A 26,667-nucleotide genomic window follows, 5' to 3' on the forward strand; every position below is an offset into this window, starting at 1 on the left:
ATCCGGCAAATCGAAAGGTCCCGCCATGCCCATCACCACCTGCATCTTTGACGCCTATGGCACGTTGTTCGATGTGGCCGCTGCTGCGCGACAGGCCGCGGGTGATCCATCCTTCGCGGCGATCAAGGACGACTGGCCGGGCATCGCCGAACACTGGCGCGCCAAGCAGTTGCAATACACGTGGCTGCGGGCTGTCACCGGCGCGCACACCGATTTCTGGCAGGTCACGCAGGATGGGCTGGACTGGGCGCTGGAAAAGACCGGGCATGACCGCGATCCGGCCTTACGCGAACGCCTGCTTGCGCTTTATTGGGAATTGCAGGCCTATCCCGAAGTGCCCGAGATGCTGCACACCCTCAAGAACGCCGGGCTGAACACCGCCATTCTGTCCAACGGATCGCCTGACATGCTGGACGGGGCCGTGCAGTCCGCAGGGATCTGGGATGTGCTTGACGACAGCCTTTCGGTCCAGTCGGTGGGCATCTTCAAACCCGATGCGCGCGTCTATGATTTGGTGGGCCAGCGCTTTGGCTGTGCCAAGGATGAGGTGCTGTTTGTCTCGTCCAACGGCTGGGATGCCGCCGCCGCGACCGGGTACGGGTTCACCACCGCTTGGGTCAACCGCGCGGGCGACCCGGTGGACCGTTTGCCATGGACACCCGCGAACACCCTCAGTGATCTCACGGGCATTCCCGCATTGGCAGGCGTGTGATGGCAAAATTCACCACGTCTGACGGGCTGGAGCTGTTTTACACCGACGAAGGCGACGGCCTGCCGCTGCTGTGCCTGCCGGGGCTGACCCGCACCACCGAGGATTTTCAATACGTCACACCGCATCTGCCCCCCTGCCGTCTGATCAAGCTGGATTATCGCGGGCGCGGGCAGTCGGATTTTGATCCCGATTGGCAGAATTACACGCTGCCCGTTGAGGTGCGCGATGTGATGGAGTTGATGGATCATCTGTCCCTGTCTTCGGTCGCGATCCTTGGCACGTCGCGTGGGGGTTTGAATGCAATGGGTCTTGCTGCTGCCGCACCGGACCGCCTGATCGGCGCAGCACTCAATGACGTTGGCCCGGAACTGGACCCGGATGGGCTGGCGGGCATCATGGTCTATCTGGGCCGCAAACCCGCAGCGCGCAGCCATGCCGAGGCGGCGATGGCGTTGCCTTATGTGCTCAAAGGGTTCGAAGACGTCCCGCCCGCCCGCTGGATGCAAGAGGCCCGCACCCATTTTGTGGAAGGCGCGAGCGGTCTGGACATCACCTACGACCCGCATCTGCGCGATGCCGTCGAGGCAGGTGGAGAGGTCCCGGATCTGTGGCCCTTCTTTGACGCACTTGCGGGCAAGCCCCTTTGCCTGATCCGCGGGGCGGGGTCCGATTTGCTGAGTGCCGAGACGGCGCAGAAGATGCAGACCCGCCGCCCCGACATGATCCATGCCGAAGTGCCAAAACGCGGGCACGTCCCGTTTCTGGACGAACCCGAAGCAGTGGCCGCCCTGCGCGCCTGGATGGAGCAATTGCAGTGAACATCGACATGATCCGCGCCGCCGCACAGCGCCTTGAGGGCCACGCGCGCGTCACACCCCTGCTCAATTCGCCCTTCATCGACGAGATCGCGGGGCGGCGTGTCTGGGTAAAACCGGAATGCCTGCAACGCACCGGCAGTTTCAAGTTTCGCGGCGGGTGGTCGGCGTTGTCCGCCCTTGATCCTGACATCCGGGCAAGCGGCGTGATCGCCTTTTCCAGCGGCAACCATGCGCAAGGCGTGGCGCACGCGGCCACCTTGCATGGCGTGCCGCCGGTCATCGTCATGCCCTCGGATGCCCCGGCCCTCAAGATCGCCAACACCAAGGCATTGGGGGCAGAAGTCGTCCTGTATGACCGTGGTAGCGAAGACCGCGACCGGATCGGATCGCAGCTGGCCGAGGAACGCGGCCTGACCCTGATCCGCCCCTTTGATGAACCTCAGGTCATTGCGGGCCAAGGCACAACCGGCCTAGAAATCGCTGCGCAAGCCGCCGCCCAAGGGGTGACAAAAGCCGACGTGCTTGTCTGCTGTGGGGGCGGCGGGCTGACGTCGGGCATCGCATTGGCGCTTGAGGCTGACGCGCCGGACATGCGCGTGCGCCCGGTCGAGCCTGAGGGCTTTGACGATGTGACCCGCTCGCTCCGCTCCGGCGGGATCGAGCGGAACAATCGCGTTTCCGGCAACATCTGTGATGCGATCATCACCCCGCAACCCGGCGACATCACCTTTCCGATCATGCAGCGCCTGTGCGGCCCCGGTCTGGTGGTCAGCGAAGAGGACGCCCTGCACGCCATGGCGCAGGCGTTTTTACGCCTCAAGGTGGTGGCCGAACCCGGCGGGGCAGTTGCCCTTGCTGCCGCATTGTGTCGTCAGGATCAAATTGAAGGGGATGATGTGATCGTCACCATATCGGGCGGCAACGTCGACCCCGATATCTTTGCCCGGAGCCTTGCGACCCTCAAATGACAGAATTTTCCATTGCCAGTTTCAACGTCAAGAACCTGATCGGACCAGAGCAGGAATACTATCGGTTTCAAAGCTATACACCCGAGGAATATGCTTGGAAAACCGATTGGCTGGCCGAGCAGGTTCAGGCGATGGATGCCGATATCGTTGGCTTTCAGGAGATATTCGAGGAAAGCGCGCTGCGCGATGTGCTGGCACAGGCCGACGCGGGTGGGATCGAAGACAATGCCGCCCATATCCCCGGCCCGGACAAGCGCTATCGGCGCAAGGCCATCTTTCGCAAACTGGCCTATCGTCCCTACACCGATGCGGCATTGGCTGTCGCCTTGAACGTCAATGATGGCGGTCCCGGCCAGCGTCGCCCCGGCGTTGCGATCCTGTCGCGGTTCGGATTTGTGGGTGCACCTGAGGTCATTCAGGACCTCGCCGAGCCTGTGGATATCGACTTTGGCCCCATGGGGCCGGATGGCGGGGGCAGTTTCCGCCTCACCCGCCTCAGCCGCCCGATCCTGAAGGTCCGCGTGCCTGTCGGAAGGCACGTGGTGACCGTGTTCAACTGTCACCTCAAATCCAAGCTGGGCGAATTCGTGCGCCCCGAAAACGGCGGCGCCCCGCGCGAAGTCGACCTGACGCAATATGATCCCGTCGGTCGGGCTCTCGGGGGTCTGCGGTCTGCCCTGCGCCGGATGGCCGAGGCGTGGGTGCTGCGTCGCGCCATCGTGTCTGAGTTGCAGGCGGGCCACCCGGTGATGGTGCTGGGGGATTTCAACGACGGCGAACACGCGGTCAGCTCGGAAATCATCAGCGGCGAGGTGCCGTTCAAGAACTATGCATGGATGCTGCGCCATGACGCGCAAACTCCGCGCGATCGCTATTCCGAAGAGGAAAACACGCAGATTCAAGAAGACATTGAGGCTGTGCGCCTGCATTCCGCCGAACGCCAGTTTGTGAAGAAATCAGCACGCGACATGGTCTATACGGCAGCGTTTGGCGGTGTTTATGAAAGCATCGACCAGATCTACATGTCCCGCCACTTTCTGCCTGACGCGAAGGGAAGCATCGGGCAGATGGACTATTTCAGCGTGTTGAACGATCATCTGACAGATGGCAGCCATCCCGAGGCGCCGTATAACAAACTGGCTTCTGATCACGGGCAGATCATCGCCCATATGCGACTAAAGGACTGATTTCTGATGCACATGGCAGACCTGGGCGACGTGCGCCTGCATTACCGGATTGATGGGCCTGACGATGGTGCGCCTGTTGTCTTCGCCAACTCGCTTGGCACGGACATGCGCCTTTGGGACCCGATCCTGCCGCTGCTGCCCGCCGGTCTGCGCATCCTGCGCTATGACAAGCGTGGCCATGGGCTGTCGACCTGCCCTACGGGCCCATATGCGATGGGCGCGCTGGTGTCGGATGTGGAAAAACTGATGGACCTGCACGGGTTCCGCGACGCGTTCTTTGTCGGCTTGTCCATTGGCGGGCTGATCGCCCAGGGCCTCGCTGTCAAGCGGCTGGACCTGATGCGCGCGATGGTGCTGTCCAATACCGGGGCCAAGATCGGGACGAAACAGATCTGGGATGACCGGATTGCGGGCGTCAAGGCGGGCGGGATTGAGGCCCTTGGGGATGCCACGATGGAGCGGTGGTTTTCCAAGGCCTTTCTCGAAACGCCCGACCTGGAGTTATGGCGCAACATGCTTGTGCGCCAGCAGGACGACGGATATGCGGGCTGCTCCGCCGCGATCTCGGGCAGCGATTTCTTTGCCACAACGGCCACTTTGCGCCTGCCCACGCTGGGTATTGCCGGGTCCGAGGATGGTGCCACGCCCCCCGATCTGGTGCGCGAGACGGTTGATCTGATCCCCGGCAGCAAGTTCCATCTTATACGCCGCGCAGGCCATCTGCCTTGTGTTGAGCGGCCCGAGGAATATGCAAGTGTTCTCAGTGACTTCATGCGCGCGACGGGACATATCTGAGCGATGGCCGCCAGTGTTTTCGCCTCTGCCCTCTATGGCCAGTTGTTTGGCACCGGAGAGGTGGGGCGGCTGTGGTCTGACAGTGCCGAGGTGCGCGCCATGTTGCTGGTCGAAGGGGCATTGGCCAAGGTGCAGGGCGCGCAAGGCATCATACCCGAACTCAGCGCCGCTTTCATTCATCGATCAAGCCTTGAGGTACAGATCGACCCTGCCGGGCTGGCGGACAGTACGGGTGCAAACGGGGTCAGCGTGCCCGGCCTCGTCACCGCGTTCCGTGCCGCGATGGAGGCCCCGGAACATGCGCAATACGCGCATTGGGGCGCGACCAGTCAGGACATCATCGACACTGCCCTGATGCTGCGCATGCGCCAGACGCTTGCCGCGCAGGAAGACACGTTGCGCGCCGTTCTACAGACCATGGCACGCGAGGCCGAGGCGCATGCCGACACGCCCATGCCCGCTCGCACCTATGGGCAGCATGCGACGGTGACGTCTTGGGGGGCGTGCTTGCGCAGTGGGGACACCCTTTGGCGGACGCGCTGGACCGGTTGGCAGCGCTGTGGGATGCATCGCTTTGGGTCAGCCTCAGTGGCGCTGCGGGCACAGCTTCCGCGTTGGGGTCAGAGGCGGCCGCGACACGCGCCGCATTGGCAGAGGCGCTGGGTCTGAACGATCCGGGGCGCAGTTGGCACACCGACCGCGGCCCCATTCTGCGCATTGCCGAATGGATGAACGACGTGAGCGCGACGCTGGCCGCAATGGGGCACAGCCTGATCGGGCTGGCCGCATCCGACACAGGCGAGGTGCGTCTGGACGGGGCGGGTGCGTCATCGACCATGCCGCAAAAACAGAACCCCGTGGCACCGTCCGTTCTGGTGGCACTGAACCATCAGATGGCAGGCCTGCGGGCCAGCCTGCAATCCGCCGCAGTCCATCAGTATCAGCGCGACGGGGCGGCGTGGTTTACCGAATGGATGGTGCTGCCGCAGATCGCACTTTCAACGGCGGCAAGTCTGGAAACTGCGCGGGGTCTGATCGAGGGGCTCAGCCCCGACACCGCTCGGATGCGCGCGCATGTCGATGGACTGGGCCTGCTGCATGCAGAGGCGCTCAGCTTTGCCCTCGCCCGCCATATGTCACGCCCCGATGCACAGACCGCCACCAAGGCGCTGGTTGCCCACGCCGTCGCAGATAACCGCCCGCTGCGCGAGGTGGCACAAGCCGCTCATCCCGACCTGCCGGATGAACTGTTTGACGCAGACGCGCAGATGGGGCTGGCACCGGCGGATGCGCGCGCCTTTGCCAGACGGGTGAGCAGCCTTTGAAACTGCCGGTCGCATTCATCCTGTTCACGGTGATGCTGGATGCGATGGGTATCGGGCTGATCGTGCCGGTCATGCCTGATCTTATCCAGGAGGTGCGCGGGGCCGATATCGGGTCTGCCGCGCTGTGGGGCGGATTGCTGTCCACGATCTTTGCGCTGATGCAATTCCTGTTCGGCCCAGTCGTCGGGGCACTGTCGGACCGGTTCGGGCGCAGACCGGTGTTGCTGACCTCGCTTGTGGTAATGGCGGCGGACTATCTGGTGATGGCCGTTGCGGGCTCCATCTGGTTGTTGCTGGCGGGCCGGATCGTGGGCGGCATCACGGCCGCGACCCAGTCGACGGCGAACGCCTATATGGCCGACATCTCCAAACCGTCCGAAAAGGCCGCGAATTTCGGGCTGATAGGGGCGGCGTTTGGTATGGGGTTCGTCTTTGGCCCGCTGATCGGGGGCATTCTGGCCGAATATGGCACCCGGGCCCCGTTTTATGCCGCCGCAGCGCTGGCCGCAGCCAACGCAGTGTTCGGGTATTTCGTGCTGCGCGAAACGGTGGATGATCGCATCCGCCGTCCGTTTGAATGGCGGCGCGCCAATCCGTTCGGACTATTCAAACATCTCGCCCGACTGCCGGGTCTGGGCCCGCTTTTGGTGGTCTTTTTTATCTATCAGGTGGCGTTCACCGTCTATCCCGCGATCTGGAGTTTTTACACTCTTGAGCGCTTTGACTGGTCGCCTGGGATGCGGGGGCTGTCACTGGCACTGTTCGGAGTCGCAATGGCCGTGGTGCAGGGTGGGTTGATCCGTCCGATCCTGCGCCTGATCGGGGAACGGGGGTCGGTCATTTACGGGCATATCGCCGATGTCGGTGTGTTCCTGCTGATCGGCTTTGTGAGTTCGGGCACGCTGTTGCTGATCCTGACCCCGCTGGCGGCCTTGCCCGCCGTGATCACGCCCGCGCTTCAGGGCATTATGTCGAAGGCTGTGGATGACAACCAGCAGGGCGAATTGCAGGGCGCGCTGACATCCGTATCTGCGATGGCCATGATCATTGCGCCGATGATCATGACATATGTGTTCTATTCCTTCACCGGGCCGAATGCGCCCGTCTACATGCCGGGGGCGTCGTTCTACCTGTCCGCGATCCTGATGGCGCTGGGGCTGATGGTGTTCCTGCGCGCCGGAAAAATCGGTGTTTCCGCAGATGCTGCCGGTGAACCCCGCCCATAATCTGTCGCAATCGCACTTGCGGGTACGGCGTGCCTGCGCCACCGTTCTACAAAACGCAACGCGAAGCGCGGCACGTGACTGGCGCGCGGCAAAGGACTGATATGCAGACAATCAAAGCGGCCGTGTGCCACGAATTCGGTGCCCCCCTCGTGATCGAGGACATCCACCTGCGCGCGCCCGAGATCGGCGAAGTCGAGGTGACAGTGCACGCGGTGGCCATCTGCCATTCCGACATTTCATTTGCCGACGGCGCCTGGGGTGGCAGCCTGCCTGCCGTCTACGGGCACGAGGCATCGGGCGTGGTCAGTGCAGTTGGTGCCAATGTGAACGGTGTCGCGGTCGGGGACAGCGTGGTGGTCACCCTGATCCGGGCCTGCGGCACCTGTACGTCCTGCGCGGGCGGCAAGCCGACGATCTGCGAAACACCCTATGACGGCGATGCTGGGCCGATCCGGACGACCGACAATGGCATGCTGCATCAGGCGATGGCCTGCGGGGCCTTTGCCGAAAAGGTAGTGGTGGATCAGAGCCAACTGGTCAAAGTCTCGGCCAAGATGCCCAAGGATGCGGCCAGTCTGATCGCCTGCGGTGTCATCACCGGCGTTGGGGCAGTCGTGAACGCCGCCGGACTGCGCGCAGGGCAGGACGTGGTTGTCATTGGCGCAGGCGGCGTTGGCCTCAACGCCATTCAGGGCGCGCGGATTGCAGGGGCGCGGCGCATCGTCGCCGTGGACATGACCGAGGAAAAGCTGGCAGACGCCAAATCCTTCGGGGCCACCCATGGGGTGCTGGCAACCGGCGATACGCCATGGCGGACCGCCTACAAGGCCCTTGGCGGCAAGGGGGCCGAGGCCGTGATCGTCACTGTCGGTGCGATCCCCGCCTATAATCAGGCGCTGCGCTACCTGGGGCGCGGGGGCAAGGTCGTCATGGTCGGCATGCCCCATTCCGGCGCGATGGCGGAATATGAACCCGTCACGGTCGCCTTCATGGGTCAGGGCATGGTTGGCTCAAAAATGGGAGACGTCGTGATCCAGCGCGATATCCCGTGGATGGTCGATCTGTACGAACAGGGGCGGCTGCAACTGGACAGCCTGATTTCGGGACGCTGGTCGCTGGACCAGATCAACGAGGCGATTGCCGATACCAAGGCAGGTGCCGCACGGCGCAATGTGATTGTGTTTGATCATTAAAAGGGGGCTCTGCCCCCGTCCCTGCGGGCCTCCCCCGGGATTACTTCAAATCAGAGAAGATGGGCTCATCATGAAACTTCGGGATCTCGACATTATCGTGACCGCACCGCCGGCCCCGGGCTGGGGCGGGCGGTACTGGATATTGGTCAAGCTGACCACGGATGACGGGATTGTCGGGTGGGGCGAATGCTATGCCTCGTCCGTCGGGCCGGAGGCGATGCGCGCCGTGATCAAGGATGTGTTTGCCCGTCATATGGAGGGCGAGAACCCGGAGAACATCGAATTGATGTTCCGCCGTGCGTATTCCTCGGGCTTTACGCAGCGCCCCGATCTGAGTGTGATGGGTGCGTTTTCGGGCCTTGAGATTGCGTGCTGGGATATTCTGGGCAAAGCGCGGGACCGCCCTGTGCATGCGTTGCTCGGGGGGCGGATGAACGACCGTATTCGCGCCTATACCTACCTTTATCCCCTGCCCCATCACGACCTGAATGACTTCTGGACATCGCCCGAGATGGCGGCGGAGGCCGCGCTGGACTGCGTGGACCGCGGCTATACGGCCGTGAAATTCGACCCCGCGGGCCCCTACACAATGCGCGGCGGCCACATGCCGGGGATGCGCGACATTTCCCAGTCGGTCGCCTTTTGCAAGGCGATCCGCGAGGCCGTCGGGGACCGCGCCGATTTGCTGTTCGGCACCCATGGGCAGTTCACCACGGCAGGGGCAATCCGGCTGGGTCAGGCGTTGGAACCCTATGCGCCGCTTTGGTTCGAAGAACCCATTCCACCGGATGCAATCGGAGAGATGGCCAAGGTGGCGCGCGCCGTGCGTATCCCTGTTGCCACCGGCGAGCGGCTGACGACAAAGGCGGAATTTGCGCCCATCCTGCGCTCTGGTGCGGCAAGCATCCTGCAACCCGCATTGGGCCGCGCTGGCGGCATCTCTGAGATGAAGAAGGTCGCCGCCATTGCCGAAGTCTACAATGCGCAGATGGCCCCGCACCTCTATGCCGGACCGATCGAGTGGGCGGCCAACGTGCAGCTTGCCGCCTCGATCCCCAATATCCTGATGTGTGAAACCATCGAAACGCCGTTCCATGATCAACTGATCAAGGGGACGATCCGCGTCGATGACGGCTTTATCACGCCGCCCGACACACCGGGGCTTGGGATCGACGTGGATGAGGTGCTGGCCCGTGCGCATCGCTATACCGGAGACGGGTTGCACTTGCAGATGCAGGAGGCGCCTTGCGATTATCAGAACGGCAACAATTTTGAAGGCGGTGCGCCTGCACCGCGCGAGGATTAGTCCACCTGCACCACTTCGTAGGTGATGCGCGGGGCATCGCCCGACGCGACACCGCCCAGCGCAATGGAACCGTTGCCAGTCAGTGCCACCGTCTGGCGGCAGATGTAAAACTCGGGCGCGGCACCGATGGCGAGGGTCGTGCCTGCGGACGAGCTGTCCTTGAATTCGACAATCCCGCCCCTCACGGTGATGGCCGCGTGGACACGCGACACCCACGCCTCGGGCACCACAAGACCACAGGCAGACGAGCGGCCAACCGTGATCTGATCGCCCTCGTGAATGTCCTGCGACCAGTTCATCCATGACAGGCGTACAGCGGTTCTGGCCACCTGATCCTTGCGCTGGAACTGAACGACGGTGGGTTGGGCGGCAAAGTTGGTCACGCCGCCATCTTCATCGCCCCCGGCCATCAACGCGAAAATCTCGGTCGGCATGTTGATGCCGCGCAGGCTGTGTTCGCCAAGCGAACGCAGCGTGGCACGGTCCACAGACTTGGTGTAATTGACAAGCGTGCGGCTCATCAGCACTTCGTTTTCCTTGGCTTGCGAGGACAGGCGCGCGGCAATGTTGATCGCATCGCCAAAGAGTTCCGTGCCCCGGTGCACCACCAGGCCCCAGTGCAGACCGGCATGCAAGGACACAGCACCCCGCGCGCCATGTGTCATCATATCGCCTGCCGCCAAGACGGCGGCGTCCGCAGATTCGAAAAGGCAAAGAACGTCGTCACCTTTGGATCGCACGAATTCACCGCCATGAATGGTCGCGATTTTCTGCATGCCCTCGACGCATTCAAACACCAATTGGCTGGCCCGTTCGTCGCCATGTGTGCGATATAGCGCTGTGCTGCCGGACACGTCGGCCAACAAAATCGCGCGCTCAACCCTCATTGCAATGGATCCTCCAACTTCGTCGGTGCCGCCCCAAACCGGGCACTGACGGCAATTCGAAACAGAAATGACTGTCGTTTAAAATATCTGCGCGCATTAAGCGCCAATACGGTCCGGAAATAAAGGGGTTGCGCGCATAGCTGCACGCCCGTTGAGCAAAAGAAGTCGTGAACCTGACTGCCCCGCACCGGATCAGCGGTAAAGCGCAATCGAAGAAACAGCGATATCGGCCTGCATTTCTTGCCCCACGGCCAGAATGCCGATGCGGCGCAAGGTGGCGGGATCGAACGTGGCGTCGGTGCGGTGGGGCACAAGCGCCTTAAAGGGGACGCACACTGTTGTCCATTCTGCGGGGGCTTCGAAATTGGTCCGAAAAGATTGCCATGGTCGGTCCAGTGCGCGGGTGCGCACGCGCAGGTCATATGTTGCGCCATTCCCGCGCACATCGAACGTGATCCCGGCATACGCACTGCCGTCAAAGTCATCGCCACCCGCCAGATCAAAGGCGATCTGGACAAAGCCGCCATTGTTGTCGAGCGACACGTTCCCGGTCAGGCGCGTGGCGTTGCGACCGTCAACAGTTTCGCGCGTGGCCTGCCCGCGCGACACACCGCCCATGACCGTGTCGGCCACATATTCCCAGTTCGTTGACAGGTCCAAAGCAGCCTCCCCAGCGTGCAGCGGTGACCATAGCAGAGCGCACAGTGCGGCCCACACCATTGCTTTACGTTTTGACAAGCGCGGCCCCGGACGAAAGTGCCCCCAACTTTGCATAGGCGATATCCGGATCGACGGCGCCAAAGCCTGCAAATGTGCCAAACCCGCAATCGCTGCCCGCAATGACCCGGTCCGCGCCGACGATATCGGTGAACCGTTCGATGCGTTGTGCGACAACTTGGGGGTGTTCAACGAAATTGGTGGTGGTGTCGACAACGCCGGGGACCAGGACCTTGTCATCCGGGATTTCGGATCGGCGGTCGCGGAATACAGTCCATTCATGCGCGTGGCGCGGGTTCGAGGTTTCAAACAGCACATAGCGCGCCTTGGTCGACATCAGGGTTGGAAAGACCGTGTCCATGTCGATGTCACAGACATGCGGCCCCTCGTAGTTGCCCCAGCAGATATGTACGCGCACCTTGTCCGCCGGCACATCCCGCAGCGCATGGTTCAGCGCCTCGACATGGGCATCGGCGATCTTGACGAATTCGGCATCCGACAGGTCTGCAAACAGCATATGGCGCGACAGGGCAAGGTCGGGGCAGTCCAGTTGCAGATCAAGACCGGAGGCGACGATGGTGTCATATTCCGCCTTCATCGCATCCGCCAGCGCCGCCAGATAGGCGTCACGCGTCGGATAAAAGTCGTTTTGCAGGAACAGGGAAATCACGCCGGGCGAGGCCGCATTCATGAACCCGCGTGTCGCCCCATGCTTGGCCATCGCCGCCTTTAGGTTTGCGATGTCCTTTTCCAACTCACCCTGCCCACGGCTTTTGACCTCGCCCGTGCACATGGGCCGCGCGTATTTCGGGGTTCCGCCATCATCCGCCAGACGTTTGAGAAAGCTGGGGAACTGCTTGAGATCGGCAGGTGCGTTGCGCGGGCTGTCACCGGAAAACCCGGTATAGCGATCTTTGACATAGGTGGCATAGCTGATCTTGGACGTCTCGCCGTCACTGACGATATCAACCCCCGCCGCCACTTGTTTGGCCACCGTGTCATCCACCGCCTGCCCCATGGCCGCATCGAATGCGGCGGCGTCATAGTCGTCGCCATTTTCGCGGGCAAAGATGAAATCCACGACCTCCTGGGTGCGTGGCAGGCTGCCGACATGGGTGGTGAGAATGGTCATCTAAGTCTCCTGATCGTGGTCTTTGCGCGCCATCAGCACGCTGTGTTTGTCTGTCTCCGGGTCTTCGGCCAGAAATCCCGTCAATCGCATACCGTTTTGTTCAAGGCATGTGACGTAATCACCCGGCGAAAGCGAGGCGTGATAGACCGTTTCGCCCCCGACCGTTCCTGCGGATCTCGCCTGCCATGGGACCTACGGTGATCAATACCGAACCGCCCGGCACAAGATGGCGCGCCATATGGGCGATGCAGATGCGTTGTTCATCGGGGCGCAGGTGGAAAAAGCTGTCCCAGGCGATGATGCCATCAAAGCTTTCGCCCAGATCAAGCTGGCGCATGTCCCCCTGCCGCCAGTCACCGTCCGGCCAGCGCGCGCGGGCAAGATCAAGCATGGGCGCGGCGAAATCGACGCCGGTGACGGCAAAGCCTTCGGCCTTGAACCAGCGTGCGATGGGCTCTCCCGCTCCGCAGCCAAGGTCAAGGACGCGCCCGCCCGGCTGCAGGCAGGCGGCAAAGCGGGCGAGCCACCGCGCCTCAAACAGCGCGCGCGACCGGTCGGCGTCATAGGCCGCCGCCTGACGTTCATAGACCTGCTGCGTGTCGTTCGGAGAGGCGTCTATCCCTGCCATGTGGGTCCGGCGGGATCATCAGTGGCGACGATATGGTAAAGGGACGCCTCGCCCGTCATCGACGGAACGGCACTGTGGGGCAGGTTTTCCGGCACGCTCATCGTGTCGCCGGGGGCAAGTGTGGTCGCCCCGCCCTCCCATGTCACGCGCCAGTGTCCGCGCATGGGCATCAGAACCGACGGGCGGTCGTGTTCGTGCATTTCGGGACGCGCACTGCCGCGCGTGATCAGGTCGACTTCGAAGCCCGGCTTGTCGCGGATGATCCCTGTTTCGCCAATCACTTTGCAGGGCGCGTGCTGTCCCAGCGCCATCATGTCATTGTAGCGGCGCACACCCATGCCGACGACCTCCATGGGCGTCATTTCGGGATACGCTTTCAGCTCTTCCTCGCTCAGCACCGGCATCGGCGCGATACCGTCCGGCAGGCTCTGACCCTTCTTGCTGTCATAGAGCTTGCCATTCTCGCCCAGAACCAGCCCATGATCGGCGGCATCCTCGATCACCTGCGGTGCCCAGATGACGCCACCGCCTGCGTCATCCCCACCAAGGATCGCCATGATCATCCCGTAATCCGTACCGATATTCTCGAACCCGCGAAAGATGCCCGTTGGGATGTTGATAATGTCCCCTTCTTCCAGCACAACCTCGCCCGCCGTGCCCCAGCGGCCCCAGAAAAACCGCCAGCGGCCCGACAAGACAAAGAAGACTTCGGCCGTGCGGTGAGAATGCAGCGAGTTGCGGCATTTGGGCGGCTGGCCCGCAGCCCCGATGTTAAAGCCATGGGGGATCGCGATATGGACGTGCTGGTCAGGCGACTCCGATACGCCGCCCCCTATGATGGTGAAGTTTTCCTTTTGATCCGACCCGGGCGTATGCGCGTCAATGAACGCAGTCTTGCAGGGCATCAGATCGCCGTAACGCACGATGCGCGGCTCCATCTCGGCGGGGGTCATGTCGGGGTCCTTTCGGGTGGCAAAAGCGGTGTGGCAAGTGGTGTGCCGGGCACGGTGTCGGTCAGGTCGGCGTGAATCCAGACCATGCGGTCGCAGAACCAGACCTTTGGCAGGATGGTTGCGATAAGGCCCGCCAGAACGGCGAACGGGTTCAGCACAATCAGGCCATAGATCAGCGGGACAAGGCCAATGGCAGAGAGCCCCGTCAACACATGGGCGGCGCGGATATGGTGGGCGGCAACATCGTGGCGCTCGCGGGCCAGAAAGACACGCTCGCCCAGTGTCGCGCGAGACGCCCATGATCCGAAATCGGCGGGCGGTGGGAACAGGCGCGGATTGATCCATGTCCAGAGTGCGCTGAGGATGAACAGCGGCAACGCCCACCACCCGATCCACACACGCGCATAGATGGTCAGCACCATCAGCGGCAGGCAGGAAAACCGCGACCAGACGCTGAGCGGATTTGCATGGCGCTGCCAGTCGGCATCCTGCATTCCCATCAGACGTTCAGCGACGCGGTAGATGTCTGTCACCCGGCACCTCGCAGCGCTGCATTTTCGGCTTCCAGTTCCGCGATACGCGCGTTCAGGTTGTCCATTTCCGGGCCGACCAGTTGCGCGATTTCACCTGCATCAAAACGGGGCGTGATGAATTGCGGGCAGTTCCAGTCAAAGGCCACCAGCTTGATCGTGACCACACGCTCGACCCGGCCCTGACCGTCTGACGCCACCTGTGCGGCAAGGTCGGGGTTGTCCACCGCCTCTTCGAACCGTGCATGGCCCTGCAATTTCATCCGGGCCTTGCGCGGATAGTCCATCAGAAACAGGGATACCCGGTCGTCACTGGCCACATTGCCATGGCTGATATGCTGCTTGTTGCCTTTATAGTCCGCAAAGGCGAGCGTGTGATCATCAATGACCTTGAGGAACCCCGCCGGCCCACCGCGATGCTGCACATAGGGCCAACCGGTTTCTGACACCGAGGCCATGTAGAACGACGTGCGGCTGGTGATGAATCCGATGTCGTCCTCCCCCAGCGGGCGGGTGCGCGCACCATAGCTGCGGGCATACATCTCGCGCGCGCCCTCGACGTCTTGGAGGGCCTGCACAGCCGGGGTGAACATCAATTCGTCATAGCGTTGCATGAGGAAAATCCCTGTAGCCGCCTGCATCATGTGCAGGCATCTGACAGTTAGGAACCGGTTGGTCTTTATGCAAGCGCATGGCGCGGCTATCCCGTCTGCAACAGGATCTGTTTCCAGACCGCCGTCTCGTCAAAAAGCGTGTATTCGCGGCGCAGACCCCATGGCCCGAACTCGGCATGGGATATCCCCAGCACATAGACTTCGGCCCCCGTCGGTGCGCCGAAATAGCCCCAGCCATCATGTTTGCCGTGCAAGGCCCAGCGGATCGCAGCGCGAGGTGGCATCAGCGGATCCTCGCGTCCGATCTGGTGGTCGATGGTGAAGGTCGCATCGGGAAAGGACGCGCGCAGCCCCATCCAGAACCGATCGACCGGGCCATGGGAATGGCCTGTCGCTCCGCCGGGATATTCGGACTGCACCGCGCGATCATATTCGGCGGGGATCACGGCCATGTCCGCGCCCATGATCCGGGTCAGGATATTGGCGTATTTCGCGCCCCATTCATTGTCGTTGCCGCGCCCCTTGTAAGGGCCGGGCTGATCTGTGGCCGGGGTCAGCGGGCGCACGGCCTTTTCAGGCCCGCCCTCGCGGTCGATCAAATCAGCGGCAAAGGCTTTGGCCTCCCATCCGATCTGGTTCACGATGGCGGTTTGGTCGCGGATCAGCCATTCGTCGTTGATCTGGTCGTTGATGGCGTGGCAGTCGGCGATGATCCGGTATTGCAGCTTCTTTCCGCTCGCCTTGCCATAGACTCCGTCCGCCATATGCGTCGCGGTGCTGAACAGACGGTGCGAGGACAACATCCCCTCTTCCGGGGTGCCGGACCAGATCACGTCCTCTCCCAACAAAGTGCGATCCGGGAATTCGGCCAGCGTGGCCATGGTCGCCCCGATTACCTTTTCATTGCCGATCACCACCGATGCGGGCGAGCGGACCACGATGTCGGGGCTGTAATAGTGGTGCAGGGTCGCGATGCCCCGATCTTCCCAAATCTCCTTGGTGATGCCGATGATGTAGTCGGGGAAGTCCTTCCACCGGTTCGAAAAACCTTTCATGAGGTCCATCCTTTGGGAATGCGGGCAGAGCCGCGTATGATCAGGGGGCCGTCGAGTGCAACGCGGCGCGGTTTTGTGTCGGGATCGGCAAGGCGGTCCATCAGAATGCTGACTGTGGCCTCGGCCATTTGCCCGGCGGGTTGGCGCACGGTGGTCAGGTCGTAGCTGGGCCAGGCGGCGAGCGTCACGTCATCATATCCAACGACAGACACATCGCCCGGCACCGACAGTCCCAGTTCGAACCGCAGCACATCCATCACTGCAAAGGCCATGTGGTCATTGGCGCAAAAGACCGCATCGGGACGTTCGGGGCCTGCAAACATCTCGCGTGCAACATCCTTGGCTGTCTCGAATTGAAAATGGCTGACCCCGCGCGCATACAGGTCCTGTCCTGCCGCTGTCAGACCCGCAACAAACCCCGCCTCGCGGTCACGCTGGGTCGAGGCCCCCTCCCATCCCGCAACATGCGCGATGCGTTCATGCCCCCCGGCGATCAGAAACTCAGCCAGTTTGCGCCCGCCATGGTAGTTGTCAGAGGTCACGGCAGACAGGCGGTCGTCATCCTGTGCGCGGTTGAACAGCACGATGGGTATCCCGGCCGCCTCGCAGCGCCGGGTCAGGTCATTGGACATGCCCACGCTGGCCGCAATGATCCCGTCGACCTGATAATCCAGCAATTCCCCCATCACCTCGTCCGCTTCCTCGCCCGAGTTCGAGGCCATGAAGACCAAGACGTGATAGCCCTGTTCCTGCAACGCGCGGCTGAGCCGTTCGATGGCTTCGGGATAGAACTGGTTTTCGAGATAGGCGACGAGCAAGCCGACAATGCGGCTGCGCCCGGTGATCAGGGAGCGCGCAAGGACATTGGGGCGATAGCCAAGGGCCTCGGCGGCAGTGCGCACCTTTTTGGCCGTGCGTTCGGACACAGAGGCACCGGGTGTGAACACGCGGCTGACGGCAGAGCGTGAAACGCCCGCCTTTTCGGCCACATCCAGTGCTGTCACCTTTTCGCCCATCAGTCCGCCGTCCAGCCTCCGTCGATCATCATCGACGTGCCCGTGACCATGGCCGACGCGTCGGAGGCCAGAAACTGCACCGCCCCCATGATGTCGCTGACCTCACCTGCGCGGGGCAGCTTGATCTTGTCCATGATCCACGCGAACCGTTCCGGATTGTCGAAGGTCGGCTGGCTGAGCGGTGTGCGGATGAACGTGGGACAGATCGTGTTGATGCGGATGCCCGACTTGCCCCATTCGATCGCCATGGCCTTGACCATGCCTTCGACCGCATGTTTCGTCGCGCAATAGACGGCACGTTCCACCCCGCCGACATGGCCCATCTGGGACGAGATATGGATGATCGAACCGGGTCTTCCGGTCGTGATCAGTGCGCGCGCAGCGGTGGACGACAGGAAATAGGCGCCCTTTACGTTGATGTCGAAGACGGCGTTGTAATCATCCGGCGTGGTGTCCACCGCCGCACTGTGGCGGGCGAGACCGGCAGAGTTCACCACCACGTCAAAGGGCTGTTCAAAGGCCGCATAGAGCGCCGGGATGTCAGTCTGATCGAGCGGCATCGCCTCTGCCGAGAAGCCTTCGGCCGCCATGGCACTCACGGCATCGTTCAGCACGTCCGCGCGCCGGGCCGCGCAGACCACATGCGCCCCTGCCTCGGCCAGTGCGACAGCGCAGCCCAGACCAATGCCCGACGACGCACCCGTCACCAGCGCGCGTTTGCCCGACAGGTCGAGTGACGGTGTGCGCGGCAGAGTACTCATATCGCCCGCCCTGTCTCAGGGTCAAAACCCGCCCGCGCCGTGTTGAATTCCCGCATCCGTGCAAACACGTCCACGCCGATCTGATCATACATGTGCAGCATATCCACCATCACCCAGTTCTCCCGTATCAGGCCCCCTTCCATACGCCAGAAATCCAGTGAACGCATTGCGATCTTTTTGTCTGTGGGCGGCAGGCCCAGCCAGCCACCGTGGCTGATGGTCTGATACATATTCGGCCAGCCCGTGACCGCGCCGTAAGCCCGATCCCCGAAGAAGTGATAGGTGATCTCGTCCACATATTGCCCGCGATCCGGCATCGCGTTCAGAAACGGAATCTGGTGCCATTTGCGAAAACCCGCAATGCCACGGCCCGTCCCGATGCCGCTGGGCCCGTACCACGTCATGCGCGGATGCCAGAACCGGCCCATCTCCATCACTTCGGGCCCGCCCTGCGCGGGGTGGCGTTTCATATGGTCGAGCATGTCGACAATGTGCTGACAGGTGGCCGCTCCTTGTGTCGCGTCATAGGGGCCGGGCACCAGCCCATCGCAGGTCGCAGGCCCCGGCACATGCCATTCCCGCCCAAGGCTTGGCACCATGGGCCAGGCGCCTGCCTGCATCATCACTTCGGGGATGTCCCACAGCGCCTGCATTTCGACGATCTTGTCGTCCTCAAAGCGGTAGAATTCGTGAAAGCGCATGTGCACGATATGCCCAGTGGCCGGGATATCGAGCCAGGGGTGCTGAAAAGTGCCGGTGTAGTATCCGCCGCATCCGACCCAATCGCGCCCTTCGGGTGTGGGGCCTGCCACCACGATGTAATCGCGCCGCTCAAGGTCCGGGATCGCGGCCAACAAAGGCGCGTAGGCTTTGGCCACATAGGCATCCACGCCCGACGTCGTTTCGAACGGAAAGGCCAGATGGAACCGAACATCTGCATCACAGATCGCGCCAAGGGCGGCGCGCACGGCATCGATGTCAAAGTCATACATCGCCGCCCTGACCGGGGCCAAAAGCGCCTTGTGGCGGGAGTGCGGATCGCTCATGCCGCAGGCTCCCGCACGCGCGCAAACAGATCGACGCCCATTTGCGCAAACAGATGCACCATATCCACGAACACCCAGTTTTCAGTGAATTGGCCGTCGGTGCGCAGCCAGAAATCAAGGCCAGACACTTCGATCCGTGCCCCGCTTGGCGGATGATCAAGATAAGGGCCGGTATGCGTGGCCACCACACCCATGGGGCCAGAGGCCGCAACCATGCGATCTTCGGCAAAGAGGCTTTCCAGATGCATCACCTTGCGGTCGGGAAAGGCGGTCAGCCAGGGGCGTTGATGCAGGGTTTCGAATGCGCTCAGCGACAGGCAGGCCCCGATGCCGCCGGGGCCATACCATTTGACGTCGGGATGAAAGAACCGCGCCATGCCCATGCTGGACAGATCGGTTTCATCAAAGCGGTTGAGACCGCCAAAGATGAGGGCGCGCCCTAGCGCCATGCTGGCATCAGTGGCGTTGTTGTCCTGAGGTTCCAGCAGCACGCCATCATAGGCCGTCGGAGCCGGAAAGACATGCGCCGCCCCTCGCGGCGCGGGCAGAGCCGGCAGGCCGATCTGATCGAACCAGTCCACAAAATCCCAGATCGTCTGGGCATGGGTCACCCGCCCCTGCGCGTCAAAACGCAAGAATTCCCCCCAACGAATGCGCAGGTCGTGATCGCGTGCAGGGATGCCAAAGGCAGGGGCGGTGGCGCGGCCCGTGTAATAGCCCGTTCCGGCCACCCACCAAGCCCCATCGCCGTGCCCGTCCTCATGGGCGTTGGACTGGCCGCCCATCAGAATGTGTGTCTCGCGGCGTAGATCGGGGATGGCGGCGCGCAAAGGCGCGAACAGGGCTGCGACGATGTCGGCGGCTTGGGTGTGGATGCCGATCGGCGCGGGCCCCTGCCATTGTTCCAATGCGTCAAGCAAGGGCAGTGCCGTGTCCGGATCGCGGTCAAGGGCCGCCCACAAAGTCAACGCTGCTGCTTTGTTCCTTTGATTGATGTCGCTGCCCATCGGGTCATCTTCTCTGATTTCAAAAATCCTTGGGGGTAACCGCAGGACAGAGGCAAAGCCGCCTATTCCGCAGCATCCCGCGCAGGCGCGCCTGTGCCGTAGGGTACGTTCACCCCGCCATAGCGGCGCACCCGCAGATTGCATTGTTCAGCATGACCCACGAACCCTTCGAGCATGCACAGGCGCGAGCCATAGGCGCCGATTTCTGCCGCGGCGGCGTCGGTGGTCACCTTCTGATAGGAGTGGGTCTTGAGGAACTTGCCGACCCACAGACCACCCGTGTAGCGCCCCGCCTTTTTGGTGGGCAGCGTGTGGTTGGTGCCGATCACCTTGTCCCCGTTGGCCACGTTGGTGCGTGGCCCGAGGAACAGCGCGCCGTAGCAGGTCATGTTCTCAAGGAACCAATCATCGCGATCCGTCATCACCTGCACATGTTCCGAGGCGATGTCATCGGCCACCGCCAGCATCTCGTCATAGGTGTCGCACAGGATCACCTCGCCGTAATCCTCCCAGCTTTTGGCGGCCGTGTCGGCGGTCGGCAGGATGGTTAGGATACGGTCAATCTCGACCAATGTCGCCTCGGCCAGCTTGCGCGAGTTGGTGAGCAGCACGGCGGGCGAGTTATAGCCATGTTCGGCCTGCCCCAAGAGATCGGTGGCGCACATTTCGGCGTCCACTGTGTCATCGGCGATCACCATGGTTTCGGTCGGACCGGCGAACAGATCAATCCCGACTTTACCGAACAGCTGGCGCTTGGCCTCAGCGACAAAGGCGTTGCCGGGGCCGACCAACATGTGCACGGGGTCGATGGTTTCGGTGCCGATGGCCATGGCCCCGACGGCCTGAATGCCGCCCATGACATAGATTTCGTGCGCACCGCCAAGGTGCATCGCCGCAATCACAGCCGGGTTCGGCTTGCCCTGCCAGGGCGGGGTGGCCGCGATGATGCGGGGCACGCCAGCGACACTCGCCGTCGCCACGGACATGTGGGCCGAGGCCACCATGGGGAATTTGCCCCCCGGCACGTAGCAACCCACGGATTGCACGGGGATGTTCTTGTGGCCCAAGATCACGCCGGGCATCGTCTCGACCTCGATATCCAGCATCGAGTCGCGCTGCGCCTGGGCAAAGTCGCGCACTTGAGCTTGGGCGAACTTGATGTCCTCCATCTCGCGCGGGGTCAGTTCGGCCATCAGCGCTTCGATCTCTGGCAGGGTCAGGCGGAAGCTGGCGGGGCTGTAATTGTCGAACTTTTCGGACAATTCACGCACCGCCACGTCCCCGCGCGCGGCGATATCGGCAAGGGTTGCCTCCACGACGGCCCGGGTCTTGGCGTCATCTTCGGCCCGCTCGGCCTCGGGCTTGCCGCGTTTCAAATGTTCAATCGTCATCTCGTCACCTCATACGTCCGGGCGCGGCGGGGTTTTGTCGCCGCGATCAAAGGCTTCCCAGCCCTCACCATCAAAAACGTCCCGGCCCAGCTGGGCGAGAACATGGGGAAAATCGACCATCACGTAATTGTCCGTGATGCGGCCATCCTCAACTTTCCAGAAATCCATGTAGCGGATTTCGATCCGTTTGCCGGTCGCGGCAATCCCCATGAAATCACCCGCATGGGTCGCCTCTTGCCGACCAAAGGCCGCCGCCCATTCGCCCATGTAAAGGCGGGCCTCGTCAACGCAGACCTTGTCGCTGAACGCCGCCTGAAACGGGCGCTGCCAATTGTCCTGAAACTCCTGCAGGCCCGTCTTCGACCCACAGCCCGCGTTGCCCATCCAGCGAAAGGATTTTGCAAAGAACTGGCCGATATCGTCGATGCGGTGATCGTTGAGGCCATCGACCATCCCCTCGATCACCGCGCGGGTCTCGTCCGTTTTGGACATGTCGGTGTCGTGTGTCAGGACGGCCTGTTCGGGGCGCGCGCCCTTCATGGCAAACTCCCGGAGTGTTGCAGAGTGCGGGTGCCTCCGGCGTGAGTTTATTTTGCGAGATGAAGCGGAACGTCATCCCTTGACCGCCCCCGCAGTGAGGCCCGAAACGATCTGGCGCTGGAAGACCATCACCAGCAGGAACAAGGGGGCCGTGATGCTGACAGCCGCTGCCACGGCTTCGACCTGATCTGTTGTGGTGGTTTCGCGGTTGAAATAGCCTGCAATGGCCGGAACCATCGTCTGGTTCTGCGCATCCAGCAGCAGGGCCGTCACAAGGAAGTCATTATACCCCAGCAGGAAGCTGAAGAGGCCCGTGGTAATCACCCCCGGCCACATGACGGGCATGATCACGCGCCGGAATGCCTGGAAGTGGGAACAACCATCGACACGGGCTGCTTCGTCCAACTCGCTTGGAATGTTCTGGAAGAACGAGCGCAGCATCCAGATCGTAAAGGGCTGGTTGATCGCCACAAGCACCGCGATGATCGCCCAGGGCTGACCGTAGAGCGTAGGCGCCAGATCCCCCAAGATCGGACGCAGGATTTCCGCCGAGTTGATGAACCACGGCAAGTACCCCGCCACCAGAACCGAGTGCGGCAACGCGCGAAACACCAGCGCGACGATCAGCAGCCAGAAGGCAAGGTTCGACCCCGACCGGGCCAGCCCGTAGCCTGCCAATGTGCCCACTGTCAGCGAAACTGTTACAACGCCAGCCGTCACGATCATCGAGTTCATGAAATTGCGGTAAAACTGGTTCTCGCCCCAGACGGCCACGTAATGTTCGGTGGTGAGGCCGATGATCGGCGTGCCAAGCGGGCCAAGGATGCTGTTGAGCGCCCCGGACACGTAAGGCAGCACCCCAAAGAAAATCAGCACGAACAACAGGCCATAGGCTGCGGCCCCGATGATCCATCCAAGCGCGATCAGGCCCGGGGGCGTGAACCGCTCGACCAGCCCGGGCAGCCGCGTAAAGGCCCAGCGCACGGCAAAGAAAAGGACGACCAGACCAAGTGCGATGTCGATCACACTGAGCCCATTCCCGCTTGCGCGCGTTGCAGGGCCGGTGATCACGTCCCACGCGCTGGCGGCAAAGGCGTCGCGCGGGGATTTCACGCTCATCACCGCGATCCAGGCGATGGGAAAGGCCGCAATCAGGCACCAGAAGGCGAGGAACGCACTGGAGGCGACCTTGAGTGACAGCGGTTGTGCTGTGGCTTTACTGCTCATTGCGGTTTTCCTTTGGAAAAACGGACATCAGTGTGCGCCCCCTTGTGGTCGCGCCATGTGCGGCGCAATGGCATGATCAGCAGGATGACGATCCCGATCATGGTCAGCATGGAGCTTGCCGCAGCCCGGCTGATGGCCCGGTTGCCCGCATCATCCGGCGTGAGGAAGTTGAATGTCAGCCACTGCAGCGAAATCACATGCGCTTCGCTGCGGAAGCCGATGATCTCGTCAAAGACGCGGTAGCAGTCCATCAGATGGATCAGCGCGATGAAGATGATCAGCGGCATCAGGTGCGGCACGATCACGTAGCGCAGGCGTTCGAACCGGTTGGCCCCGTCGATGATCGCGGATTCCAGCGTATCCATATTCACCGTCTGAAGGCCCGCATAGAAGATGACAAAGGCAAAGGGCGCCACGTGCCAGACCCGGTAGAAATACATGAGCAGCTCGATCGTCCAGGCCTGAGCGAACATCGCGATGTCCTGCCCAGTCCAGCGTTCAAGCGTGGCTGTCAGGATACCGTCGCCCACGAACAGCCAGTAGATCGACAGCGATCCGATCACGGGCGTGATGATGAACGGCAGCAGTGACACAAAGATCACCGGCCCTTTGAGCGACTTGGCCGCGTTGTTCACCGCCAGCGCAATCAACAGGCCCACGCCGACCACCAGCGGCAGGGTCAGCAGTGTGAACATGAGTGTAAAGCGCAGGGCGCGCCAGAAATCGATTTGCAGGATGTCGCGGAGCGCGCCGTCACTGACTGCGTCCCACACCTTGTCCATTTGCAGCACGTTGCGATAGCTTTGCAGACCCACCCACGATGTCGTTGTGATGGTCTTACCTGTGTCCTCGTCTATTGTCGGCACAGTCTTGATCTCGGTCGTGCAGGTCTGGGTGAGGAAGCCCGGGGTGCAGGTTTCCACCTCGACCTGCTGCATGACGGGTTGTGTCACCTGAAAGGACTGGATGAAGACCGACACAAGAGGGGCGGCGATGAACAGCAGCATCATGAAAACGGATGGTGCGACGAACCAGAAAAATGTCTTGAATTTCATGCGGCAAGCCTTTCTGCGGCAGCGGCGGCCAAAACGATATGATCGAATTCGGTTTGCATCGGTCCCCCCGGGGAAAACTGGCCGGGAGTGTCCCCGGCCAGCCTTGTGGTTTGCTTATTCCAGCACGCCGGCCTCTTTTGCCGAGGTGGTGTAGGCTTCTTCGATGGCCACAAGCGTGGCCGCCGCGTCGCGCTCACCTGTCAGGAAGGCAGGCAGTTCATTGCCCAGAGCGGTGTGCAACAGGCCCATCTGCGTGGTCGACGGATAAGGTGGAGCAGCAGGCGTGGCCGTGGCCGTCGCAATGGCACCCGCAGCCAGCGGACCGGGTTCGTACCCTTTCACCAGCCAGATCGCAGCCTCGTTGTTGGCTTTGACCATCTCTTCATCCATGCCCTCCATCGCCAGACGGAAGGCGGCGTCGGCCTCTTCGTCGGTGATGTTGGCCGCGATCACGATACCGTCCCACCACAGCGTGGTGGCTGGCGCGCCGCCTTCAACTGCCATGGGGGCTGCGGCCATCTTGACCTTGCCCACAACCGAGCTTTCGGCTGCATCGTCCATGGCGCCGCCGCGGCTGGCCCACAGGTTGGACATGGCGATCTTGCCCTGCTGGAACTGCTGCTGGACGTAGGTTGAGTCGCTGACAAGCACTTCGGGATCCGTGTACTCAAGCGTTTTGGCCATCGTCTCCAACGCCATGAGACCAGCATCGGAATTCACCGCCGCAGTGTTATCCGCGTTGAAGAACGCACCGCCAAAGGCCGGATACATGTTCACGAATTCCTGCGCGAGGTTCCAGCCAGATTTCATGGTGGCGCCAATGGCGTGATCCACAACGCCTGCTTCCTTGATGGTGTCCGCCGCGGCAAACACTTCGTCCCATGTTGTGGGCACGTCCAGACCGAGGTCGTTGAAGATGTCTTCGCGGTACATCAGGTGCTGGGTGTTGACCATCATGGCGACGGCCATGATCTGTCCGTTGACGCGGATCAGCTGGTTGGGCGACAGGTTCTGCCCGTATTTTTCAACCAGATCATCGAGCGGGCGGATGGTGCCTGCGTTCAGCAGCGGTGTGATGGTGCCGTTGGACACGCCACCGATATGATACAGCGACGGGTTCGCCTCGAAGGCGGCGGGCTGTTTGGTGCGGAATTCCTGATCCAGCTCAGCCTGGAAGTTTCCACATTCGGCCATGGCGTCAGTGACGGCTTTCCACGCCTCAAAACCCGCGCTCAGTGATTTCAGCGGCACGGTGTTTTCATAGGAACACGCGGCAAAGGCCGATGTGCCCATGAGCGAGACAGCGCCCGCCAGTGCCAGTTTCTTAAGATACATTTGCAAACTCCCTGTTGCGTTTGTGTCGGTGCATCTTGCAAGTCTGCACCGACCTGGATTGGCCCAGCACCCCGGGTGCCCCCGGGGACCGGGCAGGTGCGTCAGCCGAGGCGTTCGCCTGACGTGCTGTCAAATGCGTGACAGATCTCTGCCGGGATCGAGAATGACACGGTGTCACCGATCTCTGCCCGGAATTCCTTGTGTGCTTTGACGGAGACCAGCTGCCCACCCGCCCGCACGGTCAGCATGGTCGCATCGCCCAGCAATTCGATGGTGTAGATGGGGGCCGTGATCTGGCCATCCGCCTCTGCCAGTGCCGCGTCTTCTGCCCGAAAGCCCATGGTGACGGGGCCATCCGGCGCATTGATGCCGCTGATCTTGACTTTGTCACCGGTGAACGTGCCGCCCGACATCGCGCCGTCCATTAGGTTCATGGCGGGCGAGCCGATAAAGCTGGCAACAAATGTGTTCGCCGGGTTGTCATAAATCTCGGTCGGGGTGCCGACCTGCTGCACCTTGCCCTGTTTCATCACCACGACGCGGTCGGCGAGTGTCATCGCCTCGATCTGGTCGTGGGTCACGTAGACGGTGGTCACCTTCAACTCGTGGCTGAGGTTCTTGATCTGCGCACGGGTGCTGACCCGCAGTTTCGCATCAAGGTTGGACAGCGGTTCGTCCATCAGGAACACATTGGGTTCGCGCACAATGGCGCGCGCCAGGGCGACACGCTGGCGCTGGCCACCAGACAGTTCGGCGGGCTTGCGATGCAGGAATTCATCCAGTTCCACCATCGCACTGGCGCGGCGCACCCGTTCGTCATGGGTGGACGGATCGGCCTTGCGCACTTTCAGCGGAAAGCGGATGTTTTCATAGACATCCAGGTGCGGATAAAGCCCGTAGGACTGAAACACCATGGCCACGTCGCGGTCCTTTGGGTCCAGATCGTTCACGCGTTTGCCATCGATGATGATGTCGCCGTCGGTGGCATCCTCAAGACCTGCAATCATGCGCATCGTCGTCGTCTTGCCACAGCCCGACGGCCCCAGAAGCACAAGAAATTCCTGATCGGCGATGGTCAGGTCAAAGTTGTCGACCCCCACAAAACTGCCCCAGCGCTTGTTGATGTTGCGTAGCTGAATTTCGGCCATAGGAGTCCCTCGCACCAGCGTGATACACGAGGCTAGTCATCGCCTGCACGGCTTGGCAACTGTTTTTTGCACACGTGTGCAAAAAGGCGCGCACA

26 protein-coding genes and 1 pseudogene are annotated in these 26,667 nt (G+C 62.0%); 9 read left to right on the top strand and 18 right to left on the bottom strand.

What is annotated here, in order from left to right; genetic code table 11:
* Window positions 1–25: 25 nt before the first annotated feature.
* The 9 genes and pseudogenes from ACERZ8_RS00280 to ACERZ8_RS00320 all read left to right on the top strand — a co-directional run bounded on the left by ACERZ8_RS00280 (window position 26) and on the right by ACERZ8_RS00320 (window position 9,530).
* On the top strand, window positions 26–712 hold the full coding sequence (locus ACERZ8_RS00280) for a haloacid dehalogenase type II (protein WP_407590131.1): 687 nt from the start codon (window positions 26–28) through the stop codon (window positions 710–712).
* Complete coding sequence (locus tag ACERZ8_RS00285) at window positions 712–1,530, top strand: alpha/beta fold hydrolase (RefSeq protein WP_407590132.1); 819 nt, start codon at window positions 712–714, stop codon at window positions 1,528–1,530. Before ACERZ8_RS00280 ends, ACERZ8_RS00285 begins: the two co-directional genes overlap by 1 nt.
* The gene (locus ACERZ8_RS00290; protein WP_407590133.1) at window positions 1,527–2,498 is read left to right on the top strand and encodes a threonine ammonia-lyase; all 972 of its coding nucleotides are present in this window, start codon (window positions 1,527–1,529) and stop codon (window positions 2,496–2,498) included. Before ACERZ8_RS00285 ends, ACERZ8_RS00290 begins: the two co-directional genes overlap by 4 nt.
* Window positions 2,495–3,685, top strand: coding sequence for an endonuclease/exonuclease/phosphatase family protein (locus ACERZ8_RS00295; RefSeq protein ID WP_407590134.1), 1,191 nt, complete (start codon window positions 2,495–2,497; stop codon window positions 3,683–3,685). The genes ACERZ8_RS00290 and ACERZ8_RS00295 overlap by 4 nt, the downstream gene beginning before the upstream one ends.
* 6 nt (window positions 3,686–3,691) lie before the next feature.
* On the top strand, window positions 3,692–4,480 hold the full coding sequence (gene pcaD / locus ACERZ8_RS00300; RefSeq protein WP_407590135.1) for a 3-oxoadipate enol-lactonase: 789 nt from the start codon (window positions 3,692–3,694) through the stop codon (window positions 4,478–4,480).
* Between the two features lie 3 nt (window positions 4,481–4,483).
* Window positions 4,484–5,805, top strand: a pseudogene (locus ACERZ8_RS00305) (lyase family protein).
* On the top strand, window positions 5,802–7,031 hold the full coding sequence (locus ACERZ8_RS00310; protein WP_407590136.1) for a TCR/Tet family MFS transporter: 1,230 nt from the start codon (window positions 5,802–5,804) through the stop codon (window positions 7,029–7,031). Before ACERZ8_RS00305 ends, ACERZ8_RS00310 begins: the two are co-directional and overlap by 4 nt.
* 101 nt (window positions 7,032–7,132) lie before the next feature.
* Window positions 7,133–8,224 (top strand): zinc-binding dehydrogenase, encoded by a 1,092-nt coding sequence (locus tag ACERZ8_RS00315; RefSeq protein WP_407590137.1) that lies wholly within the window; start codon window positions 7,133–7,135, stop codon window positions 8,222–8,224.
* A 70-nt stretch (window positions 8,225–8,294) separates the two neighbouring features.
* Entirely contained in the window at window positions 8,295–9,530 is a 1,236-nt protein-coding gene (locus ACERZ8_RS00320) for a mandelate racemase/muconate lactonizing enzyme family protein (RefSeq protein ID WP_407590138.1), read from the top strand.
* Here the strand turns inward: ACERZ8_RS00320 and ACERZ8_RS00325 are convergent.
* From ACERZ8_RS00325 to ACERZ8_RS00410, 18 genes are all read right to left on the bottom strand, one after another.
* On the bottom strand, window positions 9,527–10,417 hold the full coding sequence (locus ACERZ8_RS00325; protein ID WP_407590139.1) for an adenylate/guanylate cyclase domain-containing protein: 891 nt from the start codon (window positions 10,415–10,417) through the stop codon (window positions 9,527–9,529). The two genes, ACERZ8_RS00320 and ACERZ8_RS00325, sit on opposite strands and share 4 nt — an antisense overlap.
* Window positions 10,418–10,609: 192 nt before the next feature.
* A complete protein-coding gene (locus ACERZ8_RS00330; protein WP_407590140.1) occupies window positions 10,610–11,077 on the bottom strand; it encodes a CIA30 family protein in 468 nt (155 codons plus the stop codon).
* Window positions 11,078–11,141: 64 nt separating this feature from the next.
* Window positions 11,142–12,266, bottom strand: a complete 1,125-nt coding sequence (locus ACERZ8_RS00335; RefSeq protein WP_407590141.1) for a cobalamin-independent methionine synthase II family protein — start codon at window positions 12,264–12,266, stop codon at window positions 11,142–11,144.
* A gap of 118 nt (window positions 12,267–12,384) precedes the next feature.
* Window positions 12,385–12,894, bottom strand: a complete 510-nt coding sequence (locus ACERZ8_RS00340; protein WP_407590142.1) for a class I SAM-dependent methyltransferase — start codon at window positions 12,892–12,894, stop codon at window positions 12,385–12,387.
* Window positions 12,882–13,847: a cupin domain-containing protein gene (locus ACERZ8_RS00345; protein ID WP_407590143.1), complete on the bottom strand. Its 966-nt coding sequence runs from the start codon at window positions 13,845–13,847 to the stop codon at window positions 12,882–12,884. Before ACERZ8_RS00345 ends, ACERZ8_RS00340 begins: the two co-directional genes overlap by 13 nt.
* On the bottom strand, window positions 13,844–14,380 hold the full coding sequence (locus ACERZ8_RS00350; protein ID WP_407590144.1) for a DUF6653 family protein: 537 nt from the start codon (window positions 14,378–14,380) through the stop codon (window positions 13,844–13,846). The genes ACERZ8_RS00345 and ACERZ8_RS00350 overlap by 4 nt, the downstream gene beginning before the upstream one ends.
* Window positions 14,377–14,991, bottom strand: coding sequence for a pyridoxamine 5'-phosphate oxidase family protein (locus ACERZ8_RS00355; RefSeq protein WP_407590145.1), 615 nt, complete (start codon window positions 14,989–14,991; stop codon window positions 14,377–14,379). The genes ACERZ8_RS00350 and ACERZ8_RS00355 overlap by 4 nt, the downstream gene beginning before the upstream one ends.
* Window positions 14,992–15,077: 86 nt before the next feature.
* Complete coding sequence (locus tag ACERZ8_RS00360; protein WP_407590146.1) at window positions 15,078–16,046, bottom strand: nuclear transport factor 2 family protein; 969 nt, start codon at window positions 16,044–16,046, stop codon at window positions 15,078–15,080.
* The gene (locus tag ACERZ8_RS00365) at window positions 16,043–17,062 is read right to left on the bottom strand and encodes a LacI family DNA-binding transcriptional regulator (RefSeq protein WP_407590147.1); all 1,020 of its coding nucleotides are present in this window, start codon (window positions 17,060–17,062) and stop codon (window positions 16,043–16,045) included. The genes ACERZ8_RS00360 and ACERZ8_RS00365 overlap by 4 nt, the downstream gene beginning before the upstream one ends.
* Entirely contained in the window at window positions 17,062–17,823 is a 762-nt protein-coding gene (locus ACERZ8_RS00370; protein ID WP_407590148.1) for an SDR family NAD(P)-dependent oxidoreductase, read from the bottom strand. The genes ACERZ8_RS00365 and ACERZ8_RS00370 overlap by 1 nt, the downstream gene beginning before the upstream one ends.
* Window positions 17,820–18,869: an ester cyclase gene (locus ACERZ8_RS00375; protein ID WP_407590149.1), complete on the bottom strand. Its 1,050-nt coding sequence runs from the start codon at window positions 18,867–18,869 to the stop codon at window positions 17,820–17,822. Before ACERZ8_RS00375 ends, ACERZ8_RS00370 begins: the two co-directional genes overlap by 4 nt.
* Window positions 18,866–19,876: a nuclear transport factor 2 family protein gene (locus ACERZ8_RS00380; RefSeq protein WP_407590150.1), complete on the bottom strand. Its 1,011-nt coding sequence runs from the start codon at window positions 19,874–19,876 to the stop codon at window positions 18,866–18,868. Before ACERZ8_RS00380 ends, ACERZ8_RS00375 begins: the two co-directional genes overlap by 4 nt.
* A gap of 62 nt (window positions 19,877–19,938) precedes the next feature.
* Window positions 19,939–21,267 carry a histidinol dehydrogenase gene (gene hisD, locus ACERZ8_RS00385; RefSeq protein ID WP_407590151.1) on the bottom strand — a complete coding sequence of 443 codons (1,329 nt, stop codon included), beginning with the start codon at window positions 21,265–21,267 and terminating at the stop codon, window positions 19,939–19,941.
* 9 nt (window positions 21,268–21,276) lie between these two features.
* Entirely contained in the window at window positions 21,277–21,807 is a 531-nt protein-coding gene (locus ACERZ8_RS00390; RefSeq protein WP_407590152.1) for an ester cyclase, read from the bottom strand.
* A gap of 72 nt (window positions 21,808–21,879) precedes the next feature.
* The gene (locus ACERZ8_RS00395; protein ID WP_407590153.1) at window positions 21,880–23,034 is read right to left on the bottom strand and encodes a carbohydrate ABC transporter permease; all 1,155 of its coding nucleotides are present in this window, start codon (window positions 23,032–23,034) and stop codon (window positions 21,880–21,882) included.
* Window positions 23,031–24,089: a carbohydrate ABC transporter permease gene (locus ACERZ8_RS00400; RefSeq protein WP_407590154.1), complete on the bottom strand. Its 1,059-nt coding sequence runs from the start codon at window positions 24,087–24,089 to the stop codon at window positions 23,031–23,033. Before ACERZ8_RS00400 ends, ACERZ8_RS00395 begins: the two co-directional genes overlap by 4 nt.
* A gap of 114 nt (window positions 24,090–24,203) precedes the next feature.
* Window positions 24,204–25,424, bottom strand: a complete 1,221-nt coding sequence (locus tag ACERZ8_RS00405; protein WP_407590155.1) for an ABC transporter substrate-binding protein — start codon at window positions 25,422–25,424, stop codon at window positions 24,204–24,206.
* Between the two features lie 101 nt (window positions 25,425–25,525).
* Window positions 25,526–26,572, bottom strand: coding sequence for an ABC transporter ATP-binding protein (locus ACERZ8_RS00410; RefSeq protein ID WP_407590156.1), 1,047 nt, complete (start codon window positions 26,570–26,572; stop codon window positions 25,526–25,528).
* Window positions 26,573–26,667: the final 95 nt, after the last annotated feature.

It is taken from the genome of Tateyamaria armeniaca (assembly GCF_045797845.1).
GTDB lineage: Bacteria > Pseudomonadota > Alphaproteobacteria > Rhodobacterales > Rhodobacteraceae > Tateyamaria > Tateyamaria armeniaca.